The sequence below is a fragment of the Chryseobacterium sp. Marseille-Q8038 genome, from assembly GCF_965111995.1.
Map to the genome: position 1 here is coordinate 273,439 of NZ_CBCOPN010000002.1, position 18,986 is coordinate 292,424.

13 protein-coding genes are annotated in these 18,986 nt (G+C 35.4%); 1 reads left to right on the top strand and 12 read right to left on the bottom strand.

Annotation, left to right across the window (positions count from 1 at the left end; genetic code table 11):
- The 5 genes from ACWPWS_RS15155 to ACWPWS_RS15175 form a co-directional block, all read right to left on the bottom strand.
- Entirely contained in the window at positions 1 to 873 is an 873-nt protein-coding gene (locus tag ACWPWS_RS15155) for a hypothetical protein (RefSeq protein WP_454047073.1), read from the bottom strand.
- A gap of 22 nt (positions 874 to 895) precedes the next feature.
- The gene (locus tag ACWPWS_RS15160; protein ID WP_209788257.1) at positions 896 to 2,245 is read right to left on the bottom strand and encodes a radical SAM/SPASM domain-containing protein; all 1,350 of its coding nucleotides are present in this window, start codon (positions 2,243 to 2,245) and stop codon (positions 896 to 898) included.
- Positions 2,246 to 2,318: 73 nt separating this feature from the next.
- Positions 2,319 to 2,483, bottom strand: a complete 165-nt coding sequence (locus ACWPWS_RS15165; protein ID WP_165791601.1) for a hypothetical protein — start codon at positions 2,481 to 2,483, stop codon at positions 2,319 to 2,321.
- A 144-nt stretch (positions 2,484 to 2,627) separates the two neighbouring features.
- Positions 2,628 to 4,973: a TonB-dependent receptor domain-containing protein gene (locus ACWPWS_RS15170; RefSeq protein WP_454047074.1), complete on the bottom strand. Its 2,346-nt coding sequence runs from the start codon at positions 4,971 to 4,973 to the stop codon at positions 2,628 to 2,630.
- Between the two features lie 145 nt (positions 4,974 to 5,118).
- Positions 5,119 to 5,349 carry a hypothetical protein gene (locus ACWPWS_RS15175; RefSeq protein ID WP_209788254.1) on the bottom strand — a complete coding sequence of 77 codons (231 nt, stop codon included), beginning with the start codon at positions 5,347 to 5,349 and terminating at the stop codon, positions 5,119 to 5,121.
- 336 nt (positions 5,350 to 5,685) lie between these two features.
- On the opposite strand from ACWPWS_RS15175, the gene ACWPWS_RS15180 reads away from it, so the two are divergent.
- Positions 5,686 to 7,302, top strand: coding sequence for a hypothetical protein (locus ACWPWS_RS15180; RefSeq protein ID WP_454047075.1), 1,617 nt, complete (start codon positions 5,686 to 5,688; stop codon positions 7,300 to 7,302).
- A gap of 55 nt (positions 7,303 to 7,357) precedes the next feature.
- Here ACWPWS_RS15180 and ACWPWS_RS15185 read toward each other — a convergent pair whose 3' ends face one another.
- The 7 genes from ACWPWS_RS15185 to ACWPWS_RS15215 form a co-directional block, all read right to left on the bottom strand.
- Entirely contained in the window at positions 7,358 to 8,119 is a 762-nt protein-coding gene (locus ACWPWS_RS15185) for a LytR/AlgR family response regulator transcription factor (protein WP_209788249.1), read from the bottom strand.
- 79 nt (positions 8,120 to 8,198) lie between these two features.
- Entirely contained in the window at positions 8,199 to 9,518 is a 1,320-nt protein-coding gene (locus ACWPWS_RS15190) for a RagB/SusD family nutrient uptake outer membrane protein (RefSeq protein ID WP_454047076.1), read from the bottom strand.
- Between the two features lie 11 nt (positions 9,519 to 9,529).
- Positions 9,530 to 12,862, bottom strand: coding sequence for a SusC/RagA family TonB-linked outer membrane protein (locus ACWPWS_RS15195; protein ID WP_454047077.1), 3,333 nt, complete (start codon positions 12,860 to 12,862; stop codon positions 9,530 to 9,532).
- A gap of 6 nt (positions 12,863 to 12,868) precedes the next feature.
- Positions 12,869 to 15,442 (bottom strand): zinc-dependent metalloprotease, encoded by a 2,574-nt coding sequence (locus ACWPWS_RS15200; protein ID WP_454047078.1) that lies wholly within the window; start codon positions 15,440 to 15,442, stop codon positions 12,869 to 12,871.
- A gap of 130 nt (positions 15,443 to 15,572) precedes the next feature.
- Positions 15,573 to 17,159, bottom strand: a complete 1,587-nt coding sequence (locus ACWPWS_RS15205) for a histidine kinase (RefSeq protein ID WP_454047079.1) — start codon at positions 17,157 to 17,159, stop codon at positions 15,573 to 15,575.
- Positions 17,160 to 17,384: 225 nt separating this feature from the next.
- Complete coding sequence (locus ACWPWS_RS15210) at positions 17,385 to 17,951, bottom strand: cysteine hydrolase family protein (protein WP_454047080.1); 567 nt, start codon at positions 17,949 to 17,951, stop codon at positions 17,385 to 17,387.
- A 19-nt stretch (positions 17,952 to 17,970) separates the two neighbouring features.
- On the bottom strand, positions 17,971 to 18,915 hold the full coding sequence (locus ACWPWS_RS15215) for an alpha/beta hydrolase (RefSeq protein ID WP_454047081.1): 945 nt from the start codon (positions 18,913 to 18,915) through the stop codon (positions 17,971 to 17,973).
- Positions 18,916 to 18,986: the final 71 nt, after the last annotated feature.

Here is an 18,986-nt window from a genome sequence, read left to right on the forward strand (position 1 = left end):
TTACATCAGCTGTGGCTTCTCTTTTCCTGCATCTTCAAGCAATGAATCTATGGGTATTGAAGAAGTAAAATCTGCAGAACTTCTTATGAAATTTTTGATAAGATCTTTATTCCATTCTTCCTGATTAATACTATTCCACTTGAGTTTTACCCAATATACAAAGCTCATCAATTCATCATCTACAGCGGTTTGATTATTGAGTACTTCACTAAAAGTCTGGTATAAGATTTCAGCTCTGTTATCAAGACGATCCAGAAAAGGAATATATTCATTGGTAACCTGAGCCAGCATCAGTTTTCTTAATTTTTTCAGAGATTCGGAACTGTCCTGATAAGAAAATTTAATATCCAGATAATGTACTTCTTCTGAAAGCAATAAACTTCTGTATAATAAATTAAAAATCCCGACTGCATTTTCATTATTGTTCTCCTTCATTTCAACTCTTGAAATATTATGCAATTGCTGAATTTTATGGTAAAACATTGAAGGATTGTATTGTTCAAGCTTCTCATCAAACAACATGGTTTCATGAGTCTGCTGTTTAGCCAATGTATAATTGGATCTTTTATAACTTAAGAAAGCATGGATAGGTAAGCTGATTAAGCCATACAAATCTTTTTCTTTTGATTGCAATGAATCAAAATCAATATATTTTTTAGCACGTACAATCAGCATTTCTGCTTTTTGTATATTTCCGGCCCTTCCTTCTTTTAAAGCTTCATGATAATTGAGACTGTAAAAATTGAAAGCTTCCTTATCCTCACATACGATATTGATAAGCTTTTCCATTTCACTTTCAAAAATGAAATCATCCTTATAATGCTTTAAATTGGTAGATATGAGGTCTTTATGCTGCTGTAAAAGTTCTATCATGTATATATTATTTTCCATAGTGTCAACTGATTAAATATTCTGTGCCTTTTTCCTGAATAATATAATTAATGGCAAGTTTATCCTGAATATTGAATTTATTGGCAGGACAGGCTACTATTCCTTCTTCCCAAGATTTTGGACATCCGCCTCCACAAACCGGAAACATCTTACAGGTATAACAAGGATATCCTTCCTGATTGGTAAGAACGATATCATTCCAGTCCTGTAAATGAAGTGTACTGAACTTCTGGTTCACTTCAATATCTTTTATATTTCCAAGTTTATGAGCTGTCTCTTCATAGGAAGGAACATAGGAAACCTCCGTACAGTTGTAAATATTTCCATACGCATCTATTAATTCTGCATCAGGATTGGTAATCATGCATACTTCATGGTTTCTTTGGGGCAGAATGGAAGGTGAAAAACCGTATCTATATTGTTCTATAATCCATTCTACTTCTTTTTCAGAAAACACTTCTTTCTCCAGGGATACAAGATGTGCTTCATTTCCCCAGGAATGGATGGGAGCCACATAAAAATGGGAAATCTTATCCTGAAAACCATGTTCACTCATCAGTTGTAATAAAGGAACTACAGACTGATAATTACTTTTATCTACATTACATCTTATGGAAATTTTGACTCCAAGTTCTTTATAATTTTCAATACTGAAAATATCAACCAGGTTTTTAAAAATAAGATCGAATGAGTTTTCTCCAGACTTCACAAAACGTCTTTTATCATGAAATTCAGCGGTACCATCCAATGTTATTTCTATTGCCCCGACATGGTGTTGATTAACCAATTCCAAAAATATATTCTTTTTAAGCGCTAGCCCATTAGTTGTCATTTTAGCACCATAACCGATTCCTAAATCAGAAGTTATTTCTTTTAATTTTTCTGACACTTTTCTCAACGTATGTAAACTCATCAGAGGCTCACCTCCAAACCAGCCGATGAACAGTGCCTTGTAATCTTTTAAAGAAAGCTTATGTTTTAATCGTTCAATAAGTTTTTCATAATCTTTAGCCTGCAGATCGTTTTTGGTATGCTGCTGTCCACAGTAATCACACCCTAGCTGGCAGTTTGAAGAAGGCTGAATAACCTGATACAACACATCGTTGCTTGAAATCATCATTTTATTTTCTTCAACAATTTCCATTAATTCATCTTCGAAAGAAGGCACTAAAATAAGAGCAGTAATAAGTTGGTTTTTTATATCTGCATCAATTTTATCAAAATCTCCCTCTATCAGAAAATCGAAATTCTCTTTCTGTAGAAGAAGTACTTTACAGCTTCTCGTTGAAAAGATGGTGTATTTATCTTCCGAAACTTGCGTAGAGACTGTATAATGAGATAATTTATAGTTCATTAGTTCACTTTTAGAATTAAAAGAAAAAGTGTTCATAGTTTTCTGACATTAAACACATTCGGTCATTTTGGAATTATAGAGTCTTTACGTTTGGCTTTACTGTACAACCAGTATTTCCACAGCCTGTATTATTTGCTGCCGCGTTTCCTCCTTTGATTGAAGATAATTCTCCTTCTTTTAGTGTAGTCACATCTGCTGAAATTTTAGTCAACAGGTTTTGTAATTTTGAATTTTTCATTTTAATTAATTTTAAGAATTAGATGTAGAATCATAGTTTTTGAAGTGTATAATTCTTTGGACTTTTTCACACTTTCCTTGCAAGGGGTATTTATAAATGTTTCATTTGTATAGTACTCTACAAACTACTTCATCTGATAAAATCTTAATTTGATCTGTTTTTTTCATCCTGATTACCCGTTTCTCTTTCTTCCATAGATAATTTAGTACTTCCAAATTTGTAGGTCAGTGAAACTCTAAATTGTCTGGTATCATAATATTGTAAAAAGGTTTGATTAATGTCCTGAGATCTGTTGCTATACAGGGTGAGATTTTTTCTGAAAATATCATCAAAATTCAGCCCTACCGTTAATTTCTTATTAAAGAGCAAAGACCTAAACCCGATATTTAAGGTTGACGAGGAAGAACTGTTTATAATCCCTTGTACGGCCGGATAATTATATTCATAATAAAGGGTTGCTAAAAATGTTTTTTTCTTATTCAGAGAAAAGGTATTGGTAGATGTTGTATATCCTCCCCAGCCTGAATAAAAGTTTGAAAATAAATCGATCTTCGGATTCAGTTCATTATAATAGGCCGATACTTCCGTTGCGGTATTCCACCAGCTGAAAAGATCGTAATTGAATGTCAAAGATCCTCCAAAAGAGCTCGAATCAAAATAATTCAATCTTTTAAAAGCCTGGGAATCATTCATGATATCATGTACCGTTACCTGCCCATAGCCATCACGTTTATTACTATTATACAGACTTAAATTCAGTAAGCTCTTATAGGAATAATTGAATTCTATATTATAGCTATATGCCGGCTGCAGAAAGGGATTTCCTTCTGTATATGACTTGGGACTCATATACCATTTTGCCGGATTCATTTCCCAAAATCCCGGTCTCTGAATTCTTCTTCCGAAATTCAATGACAGCACATGATCTTCATTGGGTTTAAAAGAAACATAAGCCGTAGGAAAAATCTTAAAGTAATTTCTCGTTATTTCCTGATTTACAGAAAAAGAATTGGCATTGGTTTGTGTATTCTCACCACGAAGTCCTGCTTTTACATCCCATTTTTCACCAAAATGCTTTAATACACTTATATAAATCATCTGCATATTTTCCTTGTACAGGAAATGATCTGCCTGTGATGAAAGTAGGCTCTCATCAATCCTGTTATAAAATTTTGAGTCTACCTTATTATCTGTCGTAGTAGAAGTCGCTTTTACTCCGAAGGCAAAATCTGCCCAGCTGCCCGGAAGCTCAACATCTGCTTTCAAGGAATAATTTTTAATATCCTGATGAGAATTATTAATAGCCAACTGATTTTCACTGGAATTTCCCACAAAATCCTGTAAAAGGGAGCTGAAATTATTATCTTTCGGGGATACTCCATTAAAATAATCGGCATCTACTGAAAACTTTTTCCCTTTATCATCAAGATCCAGTGTATAATTAACATTCAAAGAAACGTTTTTGGGTTTTCCGGATGACATTCCTTCTGTCTTATAGTTTTTAATCACCGTACCATCTGTATAATTTCTGCTGAAATTATTATTGAACTCATCAGACGTATTATTTGAGAACGAGCTGATAAGCTGTGTTCCAATGCTACTTCTTTTGGTAAGGTTGTACTTTAAGTTCATTACTATTCCCAAATTTTTCTGATGATTCCGGTTATAAATATTATTATTCCAATGTTCGTTAGGGTAATAATAATTAATATCATTGGTATAAATATTTTTCCCATACTGATAGTTGAGATCAACTAAAGCAGAAAATTTATCTTTTTTATAGGTTAATCCTACTGCATGTAAAAAAGTAGCATAAGTTGCCTGCTGATACACTGATCGTAATGTTACTTTCCAGTTATCCTGCGTCACTTCTTTCAATTGAATATTAATAAGTCCGCTATTTCCTTCCGCATCGTATTGTGCCGGTGGATTTGTAATTACTTCAATTTTCCGGATGTTTGCCACAGGAATTGATTTCAAATAATTATAAAGATCATCACCGGATAATTGTATAATTCTGTCATTAACCATTACTTTGACGGAACTTTTTCCTGACAGTTTTATTTCGTCACCCTGAATCCTGACTCCGGGAGTAAGTTTCAAAGCATCCATTGCATCTCCTCCCTGTGCTGAAACAGAATTTTCCACGTTAAAAACCAGGCGGTCAATTTTTCTTTCTACTAATCTTTTTTTCGCGGTTAGTTTTACCTCCTTGATATCTGTTTCTTGTGCGGCCTGTACAATCAAATCTGAATGGATGTTTCCATCGACCATGCTTATTTTACTGTAAACTACTGTTTCATTTTGAAGAACTTCCAGTAAATATTTACCATTTTCAGGAAGGTTTACCATAAATTCTCCATTTTCATCACTCATCGCCATTCGTTTTATCCCGTCCTTTCCTGCAGTAATTTCAGCATATGGAATGGCTTTTTGATCCTTATCCAATAGTTTCCCGGATATACTTTGTGCATATGAGAAAGCCGACATGAAAAAAAAGGGAAAGAAATAAAATGAAGAATGGACTTTTAACATATTATTATTCAATAAAATAATTGCAATACTCTCGTGTAGGGATATTCAGTCCTCCATCCTTTTACAACATCAAGTATTGTTAAAGGCAGAAGAGTACATTCTATTTTTTCGGAGGTGTATTTTTAGGGTCTTCTTCGTCTATGTTGTTAGGAACGGATATTGTATCACTCTTAATGATCTTATATAATTCAGGTGAGTTTTTACTTCCTTTTAATATTTCTTTAGAATTCATCTTTGCGGGCTCCATAGTATCTAATTCATTTTCATCCCTACATGAGCTTAATAAAAATAAAAGTAAGATCAGAGCTAAATAGTAATTCATCTTTTCCATAATAATCAGTTTTTGTGGTGGAAATATATAGAGGTAAAATAGAATTTGCAAAATTTACAATTATCTAAAGCATTAATAGCGTAAAAAAAGAGCGTTTATACTTAAAAAAAGACAATAAAATCATAAAAAAAATTTATATTTTCATAAAAACTACAAATACAATAATTTGATTTTCAATCAATTGTAATTTAATACCTGATTTAATAAAAAATTACTTATTTTTATCTTGTTTTATAAATACAAATGAATCATTTAAGGTATATTTTTCTCATTTTTTTTCTTTTTGGAATGTTTTTTTTCCTTCCCGCTCAACACAATCAAAAAGAATTTGGTAATATGAATTACCCTGAGCTGGAATTGGCCATCAAAAAAATAGAAAATAATCCAGAGGAACAATGGAAATATATTACCCGATTTATTCAAAAAGCGCGGAAAGAAAATAACCTTGAGAAGATAAGAAGGGGGTATGTTTTGGCTACTTTTAATAAAAGAGGAGAAGAGCAGATTAAATATGGAGACAGCATATTAATGATCGCAAAAAAAATAAATAACATTGACATTATTGGAGACAGTTATTTATCCCTGGGAATGTCTTACATCAGCAATGAGAACTATCCCAAAGCTCTCGATGCATTTCTTAAAGGGTATGATTACATCAAAAAGAATAAAGACCCCTATCTGATTCATAATACGGAATATCAGATTGCGCAAACCAAATCTTATCTGGGACTCTATCAGGATGCTAATAAGCTGCTGATGAATTGTGTGGCATTTTTCAGAAATAATAATGAGAAAATCGGGGATACAAATTATAAGTATTACTATCTCTATTCTTTAATTGCTCTTATAGAAACCAATACGTATTTATCTAATTTTGAAATCAATCAGTCCCTGATCCGGGAAGGAAAAGACTTTATAGAAACCCATCCGGGCTTTCAGGAATACAATGCCTATTTTACATCATCACAGGGAACCGATTTTTATTACCAGGGAAAATATGATCAGGCCGCTGCAAAACTTCAGGAAGCAATAGAATCCTACAATGACTCATGGAAACACCTTACTGATAAATATTATCTGGGAATGTCTTTCTGGAAAATGAATAAAAAAGATGAAGCTTTACCTTATTTTTTATTGCTGGATCAAGAGTATAATGAAACTAAAAAATTAGATCCAAGATTCAGACCTGCTTTTGAAATGCTTATCAATTATTATTCAGAAAATAATGACAGCAGGAAACAGCTGGAATACATTAACAAATTGATTCTTCTGGATCGTGCGTATGAGAAAGATTATAAATACCTCAACTCCACTCTAAACAAAGAATACGACACAAAAAAGCTGTTTGATGAGAAAGAAATGCTGGAGAATAAAATGAAATGGGAAAGACTTATTTACATTATCCTCATCGGCGTTGGGCTTATACTGATTACAGTTTTAACGGTATTGCTGATTAAATACTATCAAAAGAAAAGACATTTCAAGATCCTTTATGAAAAATTTATGGAAAATAAGGATGAAGAAACTCCGGTTCATGAAGAAGTTCTGATGGCAGAAAGTAAAGAAAATATTCTTGATGATCAACTGGGAATAAACCCTTTAAAGGTTGAAAATGTTCTGAAGGTATTATCAGACTTTGAAAAGGACAAGCAATTTCTTAAAAAGAATATCTCACTTGCCAGCATGTCTAAATTGTGTGGTACCAATACGGTTTATCTATCCAGGATTATCAATTTTTATAAGAAAAAAAGCTTTAATGAGTATCTGAATGAATTACGATTGGATTATATTGTTTCTGAATGGAAAAACAAACCCAAAACAAGGTATATCAGCATTCAGGAAACCGCTGAAAATGCAGGCTATAATACAACACAAACGTTCACCAAAAATTTCCAGGAAAAATATCAGATTCCGCCAACCTATTTCCTCAGTCGTCTCAATAAGGAAAATTAGAAAACAGTACAGCTTCTGTAATCTGTAAGGAAATTATTTACAAGAAAGTTTACCATTACCTGTTCAGCCAGTTCAGGCATTCGGCAATTTGCATTTTGCTGATGAAAACTTCGCTATTCACTTCCGGTTCAGGAGAAAGCCTAAGTTCTACTTTTTGGCTGGAATGCTTGATAATTTCGGAAACCGCTTCTTTATTAATGATAAATTTACGGTTTATTTTAAAGAAGATCTCAGGATTCAATTTTTGAATAATATCTTTGATGGTATCATCAAAAATATAGGTTTGATGGTCTTTTGTGGTAAGGAAAAGGTATTTCCCCGAAGCAAAAAAATAGGCCGTGTTATGCTCGTCTATTGATTTCAGCTTATTTCCTTCTCTTACCATAAAACGTTTCATCACCTCATCATCAGCCTGTCGTAATGAAGAAATGGATTTCAATACCGGCTCAGGGTCAAAATTGTTTCTTATGGAGATAAATTTCTGTAAAGCTTTATGCAAATCTTCTTCTTCAAAAGGCTTCAGAAGATAATCAATAGTAAAATGCCTGAAGACTCTCATGGCATATTCATCAAATGCGGTAATGAAAATAATTGGGGTAAAAAGTTCCACCTGTTCGAAAATCTCCAGGCTCATCCCGTCCCCAAGATGAATATCCATAAAGATGAGATCCGCCGAATCTTTTTCAAAGAAATCAATTGCCTGTTTTTTGGAACGAAGAATAACAGTCTCTGTAACAGGGACTATGCGCTGTGTATCTAAAAGATTTTTCAGATAATTCACAGCCAACAGCTCATCTTCTATAATGGCAATTTTCATAACGGTGCAAAAGTACAAAAAAACCGCTAGAACAATTAAGCTCAAGCGGTTTCATCTGTATTGAATTTGATATGAAGTTTTATAGATTAGGATTATTCTTCTTCGCGCTCATTGGATATTCAATGGTATATCGCGGGTCATTCTGCTGAAGAATATATTCATTACCACTAATAGTGTGGCTTATTTTTTTCTGATTTGCTCTTCTTAAATCGAACCATCTCTGGCCTTCCAAGGCAAATTCTCTAAATCTTTCATCCAGGATAAAGTTCATAAATGCTGTAGAATCCATTGAAGACACGGCATTTTGTACTGAAGTATATCCTTCCGGAGTATATCTGTTCTTCATTACTTTAAGAAGGGTTTCTTTAGCCTCAGTCAGTTTATTCAGCTTTAATAATGCTTCAGATTTTATAAAGTATTGCTCTGCTGTTCTGAAAGATACCTTGAATTCTAAACTTCCTCCTTTGGTGACTTTATACTTATTACCATTTTTCTCAAAATACATGCCAAACCTTTTATCTGAGATCATATTATAGGAAGAAATAAGTTCCGGAGAGGCAAAAGACAGGTTCTTTATAGAATTATCCCATGTATTATCAAGAGCCATAATAGATTCCGGGGAAGCATAATGGTTGGGAGGTGTATTTACTGTATTTAAATTACTCAAATCTCCTTTTACCGCCAGTACCTGATCTGCATAGTTTAAGGCTTTGTTCCAGTCTCCTTCGTATAGAGCTGTTCTTGCTTCAAAAGCCAGCAATGCCGTTTTTGAGAATCTGTAATTTGCTCCCAATGCCTGCTTCTGCTCTACCATCAAACCTTCTGCCTTTTTAAGATCAGAATGAACCTGATTGTATACTTCCTGTACTGAAGATGGCTTCAATACCTGTTCAAGATCAATTTCAAGATTAATAGGAACTCCTCTGTCTGTAGAAGCTGTAGCACTGTTGTATGGCTTTCCATATAAATTCACCAAATCAAAATACAGGTAAGCACGCAAAGCATAAGCTTCTGCTAAAATCTGATTTTTCTCAGGAGAATCCTGCATGGTTTTACTTCCTTCATTGATGATCTGATTCAGATAGAAGTTCACGTTATAAAAGCTTAACCAAGGAAGTTCCGCAGAGGTAGAGTCATAGTTCGAATCTTTCCACATCGCAATTTCACGATAAGAAATAAAATCTACTCCATTATCATCAATACTTGTCTCATCAGTACGAAGGGCTACCAACGATTTGTGAACAGGGTATTTTGAATAGGCTGACGTAAGTACTTTTCGGTAGTCTTCAGCTGTAACAGGAATGACTTTACCTTCAGGCTGAATATCTAAAAACCTGTCACATCCGATATTGATAAGGCTGATTGCTGTAAGCGCTATGATTGTTGTAATTTTTCTCATTTTTTCAAGTTTTAAAAAGAAACATTAAATCCTACTGTTACCGACTTGGTGATAGGCTGTGCATAAATATTACCATACGTTTCCGGATCGAAATATCCTTTATATCCGTTACTGAATACAAACAGGTTACGCCCTTCCACACTCAGTCTCAAACTACTGATTCCCATAGGATTGGTGAATTCTTTCGGAAGTGTATAGCCTAAACGGATGCTGCTGATTCTGATATAACTGATTTCTTTTGCCCATATATCAAGCAGATTGTATGCGCTTGAGCGGTTTCCGGTAAACCATTTATTCGCCATCCATCCGTCCGGGTTAGCATCCATATCAGGACTTGTAATTCCAGGAAGTGAACCTCCTGCTTCATAGATATCTCTTGTATAGTTTCTTCCTCTGTCCAGATCCATACCTCGGTAAGAAGGCGTTCTCATTACCGTCTGCTTCAGATTGAATGTTGCAGAGATAGTAAGATCAAAATTACTTACCTTAAATGTGTTGATAATACCTCCGGTAAACTTCGGATCTCTGTCTCCAACGTACGTAAACAGACTTCTCAGCTCAGCGTTTGAAAGTTTTGTATCCACAAGCTGTCCAGGAAGGAAATCTGCATATACATCATATAATTTAAAGAATTCTGCTGCAGAAATCTTTTGATCTCCTTTCCAGAACAATGGGTTTCCATGTTCATCCATTCCTGCGGTTTTCAAAGCAAAAACAGCATTTACAGGCAGACCTTCTCTTGAAGGAAGGAAAGCATTATCACGGGGCTGCTCACTCAATACTCTACTCTTGTTGTGTGCAAAGTTGATGGTAGTCGTCCATTTGAAATTATCATGATTGATATTTCTGGTAGATATTGCCAATTCAAAACCTTTGTTGGTCAAGCTTCCCCAGTTCATCATCGTGTATTCAAACCCTGTTTCAAGAGGAGTTTCTTTCATACTGATCATATCCGTACCTTTTCTGCTGTAAACATCAGCGGTAAGGCTTACACGGTTATTGAACAATCCTAAATCAAGACCAACGTTAGTATTGGTAGTTTTTTCCCATCTCAATTTATCATTCGGTGGGCTGATAACATTGATGACTCCTTCTTTTATTCCCGGAAGAATCGTTGCATCATTGTATTCCCCAATAAAGAATGGCGATGTATTTCTGTCAATATTCCCCTGAAGACCGTAAGAAGCTCTCAGTCTAAGGTTAGATACTGCAGATATATTTTTCATAAAATCTTCCTTCGTCACCAGCCATGATCCTGAAAGTGCCCATATTGGAAGATATTTATATTTTTTATTCACCCCGAACAGGTTGGTTCCGTCATATCTTACACTTCCGAAGAATGTATATTTCTGATCGTACGTATAAGATGCTGTGGCAAACATAGAAGCATAAGCATTCTCTATAGGAGCGGCTTCACGGTACGTTTCATATCTTTTATCTGCTGCAAAACCTGAATTCGGGAAAACAATTGCCGTAGCTCTTCTGGTTTTTGGATCATATCCGAAAGCTCTCGTAATCGTTGTATTATCCTCCGTTTTACGGATTTCCGTACCGGCCATCAAATCAATTTCATGTTTTGAATTGATCTTTGTGCTGTACGCAGCCTGCAATTTCCAGTTGTACTGGAAGAAATCATTATCCCAATTTTGTTTTACGGCACCCGCTGGCAGAAAGTAATTGTATTTACCGTCTTTGTAATAACGGGTATTTTCTTTCATTTTTCTGGTGAAATAGGTATTCTCTGCTGCAAACTTTTCTGTTTTATTAGCATCATACTGAAGACCTAACTGAGAGGTAAATCTTAAATTTTTTGAAGCTTTATATTCTAAATCTAAAATCGCTTTCAGCGAGTTATTTTTCAGTGAATAGTTTGTATTCTCTCTTTCTTCAAGGAAATTGAAAGGAATATAACGGTCTTCAAAACCATCCATATCTTTATCATAATTGTAGCTTCCGTCTGCATTGAAAGGTTTCAGATAAGGATTGGCATTTCTTGAATAATTAACCGGGTTGATTGAAGCATCAGCATCCGTTACAAAAGATGTACGTTCACTCTGAGTTCCGAAAATAGAGATTCCTGCATTTAACTTATCGCTTAATTTATAATTGTTTTTTAAAGTCAGGTTATAACGTTTAAACCCTGTACCGATAGTTGTTCCTTCTTCATCATAGTATCCCAGGGAGAAATAGTAATCTGCTCTGTCACTTCCTCCGGAAACACTTAATCCATATTGCTTGTTGATGGCATTTCTGTATAACAGTTTGCCCCAGTCTGTGTTGTTGTTTCTTAAACCGTTGATTTGCTGGCGTGTTAATGAATTCAGTGCATCAAAACCTCCGTTTCTGAAAGCCTCAAGCTGGCTGTTCTGAGTCAGAATTCTCATTACTTCTCCTTTATCGGCACGGTAGGTAAGATCGGCACGCTTGGCAAGCATTAGTTCAAGATCTACTTTTTCGGAAGCATTCAGAAGGTTCAGTTTATCAAAATCAGGACGAGATGTCACGAAAGTATCTGCTGAAAAGTTCAGTTTCAGACTTCCTTTTTTTCCTTTTTTGGTTGTAATGGAGATCACTCCGTTTGCCGCTCTTGCTCCGTAAATTGCAGTTGCAGCCGCATCTTTAAGAATCGTAATATCTTCAATATCATTAGGGTTTAATCCTGCAATAGAGAAGTTCTGAAGCTGGTCAATATTATCTTTATCTGTAAAGTTCGGAACATCATTTCCTTCCAATGGAAGGCCATCAATTACCCATAGTGGATCCTGAGGACCGGAAAGAGAAGCTGTACCTCTGATTCTGATCTTCGCAGGACTTCCTGGCGCTCCTGTTTCAGGAGTTACAGCCACACCGGCAATCTGCCCTGCCAGCATCTGGTCTACACTGGCAACACCAGCCTGGCTGATGTTGTCCATTTTCACTGTAGAAACCGCTGAGGTCTGCTTACGTTTTTCAATTTTCTGATATCCGGTAATGATTACTTCCTGGATCTTATTTTTGTCTGAAATCTCAGAAGTTAATCTTATGGTATAGTTCGTTTGTCCTTCATTAAGCTGAATCACTCGGGATTCGTAACCAGGGTAACTTACCAATACTGTTTTTGTATCAGCAGGGATTTCCAGGATAAATTTTCCGTCCTTATCGGTCACTGTACCTACTGATACACTTTCAATAATTCCTTCTAATTCTGTTTTTGTAGAGACGGACTGTGTCTCAATTTTTATAGATGCACCGGTAATAATATGTGAAGTATTGGAATCTTCTATTTTCCCGGTGATGGTTTTCTTTTGCTGGGCCATTGCTATATTAGCAGCCAAAAGAGGTAAAAGTATTAGAGTTTTTTTCATTTCCGTTTATTTGTTTAAAGCCTCTTGAATACGAATGATTAAATCTGTGTAATGCGCTCTGGAAGCATCATCACCTCTGTATCTTGTTCTGTTCAGTAAGTCCAGAACCTTCTGAAGTTCCGCCCTCTTGTAGGTTGTGACTTCAGATACTCTTTTCATGGATGAATAATTAATATTCCTAAGACCATGATCATCTTCATGGAAATTACAGATGGTTGGGATATTCAAAGTATTATCTGTTTTCAATCCTTTCACTGCTGTTTTTTCAAATAATTTGTTTACAGAAACGATCAGGGCATCCACATAATTTTTCTGAGTCATCTTTTCAAGCATCGTCAGGCTTCCCTTTTTACTGAAAATAGCTGTTCTTACCTGATCAAATAAATTCTCTACCGTGTAGATTTCTTCTTTCGAACCGGACATCTGATGTTTCAATTCATTTTCAAGCAACCTCAGCAATCTGTCATCCATAAATAAAGAATAGATATTCGCATACTGCATTCCTCTTGCTGTGGTATAGGGAGTCTGTTCGAATGGTCCCATAGGTGAGTCTTTAACCGGATATGTTTTTTCGGTAATCGGATTGAAGAATAACCATTCCGGAAGGTTGATCGCATTTTTAACAAGATAATCAACAGCTCTTCTCTGAATGTCTGCAGGAACTGCTTCATACGCCTTTTTCTTGTTGCCAAAAACAGTATGATTCAGGTAAATTCCTCCTACATTCGCCATCACATGACCTGTATACAGATCCCATTGCCCGATAACTCCCAGATACAGTTTTCCGGCATTTGTATATTCTTTACCGTCTTCATAGCTCCATTTCAAGAGATTATTAATAACTACTTTCAGATTTTTCATTCCGTACTCGCTGGCTTTCATCGCATCATCCCCTAAATCTTCAGACTGCGAACGCGGATCGATGGTCTCCAGGTAGCTCTGCTGCTCACCATAGAAATACATCGGGTCATCTTCGTGTTTTTCAATTAAGTTTTTCAGCGCTTTTTTCTCAACAAATTCATCCGGATACCAACGGTAACCCCAGTCTATGGCATATTTATCGTAAAGACCAATTTTCGGAGTGATAGCTGAAACACCATCCTCCGGCTGAGCTACGTAATTGTAACGTGCATAATCCATAATGGAAGGTGCCGTACCACCCATTTTGTCTGTAAATTCTTTTGAACGAAGAGACTCTACCGGGAATGCAAAAGATGCTCCCATATTGTGCTTCAGTCCGAAAGTATGTCCTACTTCATGAGATGAAACAAAACGGATAGCTTCACCCATATGTTCATCACTGAATTTATTACCTCTTGCTTTCGGATCGATAGGTCCTGTCTGAATTCTCATCCAGTCATGAAGAGAAGTCATTACATTATGCCACCAGATGATATCTGCTTCGATAATTTCCCCACTTCTAGGATCTACCACTGATGGACCCATTGCATTTGACTTTGGCGAAGCGGCGTAAGTAATCACAGAATATCTTACATCATCAATATCAAAATCTTCATCTTTCTCATCCGGCATTTTCGCAATCACTGCATTTTTGAATCCTGCCTGCTCAAACGCCGCCTGCCAGTCATGTACTCCGGCAATGATTTTCTCACGCCATTGTTTTGGGGTTGCCGGGTCTATATAATAAACAATAGGCTTCTTAGGCTCTACCAGCTCTCCTCTTAAATATTTTTCTTTATCTTCATCTTTGGGTTCAAGGTTCCATTTGGTAATGAAAAACTTTTCATCCATTTTCTGCTGATTGTCATTAAACGACCAGTGTTTTTCGGAGAAAAATCCTACTCTTGAATCAGCTACTCTTGGTCTCATCGGTATTTTAGAAAGCAGAACAAGATTGGTAGTAACCCCTAATGTTACCGGCAGATCTACTCCACCTTCATTTACAGAAGTAGATAATTGAGACTTCACCACAAGGTTCTTAGGAAATGTCTTCACTCCTTCTATATAAGAAAGACTTGATTTCACAGATCCTCCCAATCCTACATTGGCAAGAACATCATTAAAGCTCTTCTGATTACCATCAAAAACTTTGTTGACTTTAATTGCTACAGCTGTAGAATCACTGTTTTGTGCCTCAATATCAAAGACCTCAATTACAGATTCTGAAAAATTGTCTTTCACAGATTTTGTAATGGCATCATTTTTTGGGGATGACACTTTAGGAACCACAGTTTTCACCCATACTTTTTTAGCTACAGGATCACGGTGAAAGGAGATGACCTTATTTTCATAATTCATTCCTTTGTTCAAACCAGCTTCATTCACCTGCATGGGTACCTGAGAAAGTTTGTTAACCACCAAAAACTGACGTCCCATCAAACTGTCAGGAATCTCAAAATAAATATCCGTTTTTACCTGAATGGTATTAAAGAGTCCCTTTTTATAGGTTCCTTTTTTAATCAGGTCTTCAATTTTTTTTGTTTTCTTTGATGAGGATGTCTCTGTCTTATCCGTTTTTTCTTTGTTGACCTTTACTGTATCTTTATCTTTTTTCTGTGCTATTGCCATTGGTGAAGCCATAGCAAGGCCAAGATACAGTGCGAGTCTGTAATTCTTCATTAAAATAGTCCGATTCATTCCAAATAGTAAATATCTTAGTTTCAGCTCGCAAAGCTATAGGTAACGTGAATCATATATATAATATTAGGGAGTGAATGGTGATAATTTGGGAGTGAATGGATTTTTATTTTTACTCCATTAAAGGCAAAAAACATACGAAATATTCACCATCTACAGAAATATGAAGAAGATTATTCTTAAAATATCCATAAACCTGGTTCAAATAATCAATTCCAAATTTCGCTCCCTGCACCGGTTCGGTTTTAGGCTGCCAGGTATTCTTTACCGTGATTCCGTCTTTATCTACAATAATGATAATTTCCAGAGGCTGGTCTATCGTTGCAATATTGTGTTTGGTAGCATTTTCCGTGACAATCTGAAGGGATAAATACGGAATTCTTTTTTCCAGGCTTTCCGGAGCATTAATAATCAGTTCAAACCTCATCTCTTCATCAAATCTGCTTTTCAGAAGTTCCATATACTGCTGTATAAATTTTATCTCCTGTGAAACCTGAACAATATTTTCTTTCGGAGGCACTATAAGATACCGGTAAATCTTTGATAGATTCATGGTAAACTTCTGTGCATTGTCTTTATTGATTCCGATAAGCATATAAAGAGAGTTCAGTGAGTTGAAAAGAAAATGGGGGTTAATATTATTTTTAAGCTGCTGAAGCTGATTGATCACTTCTGCTTTGTGCATCTTTTCGTTTTCTATCAGCAATAAATTTTTCTCAGACTGTATTTTCTCTTTTTCCTGGTAAGCCAGACCGGTTGCCCTCTGAAATAATATAAAGACCGTTACAATAAGGAACAATGCTGCCAGAAAAATATAAACAGTATACGTTTTTATCTTACTGATATTTTCATCAATAATAAAATTAACATGATTCACTACCGTATATCCTTCAAAATTATCAGTCTTTAAAGGTTTTATGAAACGTGTTACTTCAACTCCCAGATATTCTGAAACCGCTGTTCCTTTGGTATATCCCACATCAGTTTTGCTGGCCAAAGTATCATTAGGTTTAATATCTGTAAAATCAAAAATATTCTTTCCAATGTATTTCTTTTCAGGATGGGTAATACAAATTCCTTCTTTGGTAAAGACATAAGCGTAGGTATTGGAGCTCTTGTCTACATTGATAAAATATTGATGAAGATCATCCAGGCTAACCGTAGAACCATAATACAGCTTGTTTTTATCAGGCAGTACCAAAGAATCATAGCTCACCCAGTACATACTGTCTTTTTTGGTAATTAAAAGGTCTTTGAAATGTCCCGTACCATTATTTCTTATCACAATGGGCTTTGCGGTGTGGTCTGTATTCTTAAAAATATCAGATAAGGGATTGTTACTCTCAGACTTTCCTGAACGCCTGTTTTCATAATAATACCAGCTGTAAGGCAGCAGGTTTCTTTTTTTGTTTAAATCATTCAAAACCAAAGAATAATCCTTATAGTTTTTCAGACCGTCTTTCTGGATCAGTGCACGAAGCAGATACTGATAATCTTCAATATTTCTGAATTCATGTTCTATAGATTCATATTTCCTGAAGAATGTTTTCTTGGCAAAATCATCGGTATTTTTCCGGCTGTCCTCTGTGATCAAAAGACTAAGAACAGCAAATGCTGCCACAGCAATCAGGCAGGCAGACAAAGCGGTAATATAAATGGACTTTTTGGATAAAGCGTGCTTAAAATTAATATCCCACATTCCTATTCAATCCTCTTTGCAACTGTTTCTTTTTTTTTTTTTCAAGCAGAAGACGGCATACGAGATTCGCCTTAGTCTCGTGGGCTCGGAGATGTGTATAGAGACAGGCCTATAAGTACGCGTATTTTTTGAATAAAAACATGTATTTCCAACTATATTTATGTCAAAAAAGATAAAAACCCCATCAAAAAGACGGAGTTTCAATGTATTCAGATTATTATTTTTCTACAGCTTTTTTAACAATTCTTCGGTATTCAGGATCGTTGCAAATTCTTCACTCAGATTAGCTAATGCCAGGAGATGAACCAGTTCTGCTTCATATTTTTCTCCGTGTATCCCTACTCTGTCAAAAGCTGCTGTAGCATCAGAAATCACATAGGTTTCAAATCCAAAGTTTCCCGCCATTCTTGCCGTAGTGGAAACACAATGATTGGTCGTAATTCCCAAAATTACCAGAGTATCTATTTTCTGAAGATCTAATTTTTCTTTCAAATCAGTTCCAATAAATGCGCTGTTTACATTTTTTGTAATAATTGGTTCATTATTTTGGGGTAAGACATTTTCATTAAATTCAAATCCCGGATCAGATTCATGCAGTTTCGACTTAAGGTTTGTTGAGCTATGTCGGATGTGAAATATCGGCAAATTCAAGCTTCTCCATTTTTGCAGTATTTTTCCGCTTAATTTTTCTGCTTCTTTATTATTTCTGTTTCCTCCCCAATAGTTTTCATCAAGAAATCCTTTTTGAATATCAATAAGAAGCAATGCCGGTTTTTTGTCTTGTAATTTCATCTGTTTTTATTTTACCTCATTATTTGAAAAGTCTGTTCATAAGAAACGTATTATATTCATCCTTTACAGGGGAATCGAAGAGATCAAATACATGCAGTGCACCAGGAATTACCCATAATTCAGTTTTCACTCCTGCTTTATATAAAAGCTGAGCATATTCTATATCCTCATCTCTTAAAGGATCTAACTCACAGGCAACAATGGTGGTTTGCGGCAACCTTGAAAAAGCATTATAACAGGTAAGATCCGAATATTGAATGCTTTTATCCTCATTTCCTTCGCCCAGAAAATGCAGCCACGCTATCTTTGCGTAGCTTTTATTCCATAGTGGAATATCGGTAAACTCTTCCATTGAAGGAGTATTCAGCCTGTTGTGAATCACAGGATATAATAAGAACTGATGTTCTATATTTTTAATATTATGGTCTGCTGCCATCTGAGTTACAGCCGCCGCAAGATGTCCACCTGCACTTGCTCCGAAAACGGTAATACGATCAGAATTAATCCCCAACTCTGATTCACTATGTTCAATGATCCATTGTAGAGCATCAAAACCATCTAAAACAGGAATAGGAAACCGATATTGAGGAGAAAGCCTGTAATCAACAGAAATAATGGTTGCTTTGAGTGTATCTGCTATTTCAAACATCTGGTCATCCACCTGTTCCGGTAACCCGAAAACATATCCTCCTCCATGAAAGTAAAGCAGAACCCTGTCCAGGTTGAAACCTTCAGGCTGATAAATATGAAGTCTGATCTCATATCCATCTTCTGAACTTGGTATAAAAATATCTTTTACAGCAATATAATCAGGTTTTTTAAAAGGATGTGCTTTCATAAATTCTATTCTTTCCTGTTGAATAATTTCCGGAGCATTCAAAAATAAATTTTCATCAATTTCTAACGAATAAGGAACATTTTCAATACTATTTTTTAAATCAATGTTAATTCTATTCAAATCCATATTTTTCTAAATATTTTATTCTACATAGGCAATAAAACCGCTTTCCGACAGAATATTTCCTGTTTTTATTT

Bases quoted from the DNA above. Each gene is read 5' to 3' on its own strand.
- ACWPWS_RS15155 (WP_454047073.1), bottom strand. From the start codon at position 873: ATGATAGAACTTTTACAGCAGCATAAAGACCTCATATCTACCAATTTA.
- ACWPWS_RS15160 (WP_209788257.1), bottom strand. From the start codon at position 2,245: ATGAACTATAAATTATCTCATTATACAGTCTCTACGCAAGTTTCGGAA.
- ACWPWS_RS15165 (WP_165791601.1), bottom strand. From the start codon at position 2,483: ATGAAAAATTCAAAATTACAAAACCTGTTGACTAAAATTTCAGCAGAT.
- ACWPWS_RS15170 (WP_454047074.1), bottom strand. From the start codon at position 4,973: ATGTCGGCTTTCTCATATGCACAAAGTATATCCGGGAAACTATTGGAT.
- ACWPWS_RS15175 (WP_209788254.1), bottom strand. From the start codon at position 5,349: ATGGAAAAGATGAATTACTATTTAGCTCTGATCTTACTTTTATTTTTA.
- ACWPWS_RS15180 (WP_454047075.1), top strand. From the start codon at position 5,686: ATGAATTACCCTGAGCTGGAATTGGCCATCAAAAAAATAGAAAATAAT.
- ACWPWS_RS15185 (WP_209788249.1), bottom strand. From the start codon at position 8,119: ATGAAAATTGCCATTATAGAAGATGAGCTGTTGGCTGTGAATTATCTG.
- ACWPWS_RS15190 (WP_454047076.1), bottom strand. From the start codon at position 9,518: ATGAGAAAAATTACAACAATCATAGCGCTTACAGCAATCAGCCTTATC.
- ACWPWS_RS15195 (WP_454047077.1), bottom strand. From the start codon at position 12,862: ATGAAAAAAACTCTAATACTTTTACCTCTTTTGGCTGCTAATATAGCA.
- ACWPWS_RS15200 (WP_454047078.1), bottom strand. From the start codon at position 15,442: ATGAAGAATTACAGACTCGCACTGTATCTTGGCCTTGCTATGGCTTCA.
- ACWPWS_RS15205 (WP_454047079.1), bottom strand. From the start codon at position 17,159: ATGTGGGATATTAATTTTAAGCACGCTTTATCCAAAAAGTCCATTTAT.
- ACWPWS_RS15210 (WP_454047080.1), bottom strand. From the start codon at position 17,951: ATGAAATTACAAGACAAAAAACCGGCATTGCTTCTTATTGATATTCAA.
- ACWPWS_RS15215 (WP_454047081.1), bottom strand. From the start codon at position 18,915: ATGGATTTGAATAGAATTAACATTGATTTAAAAAATAGTATTGAAAAT.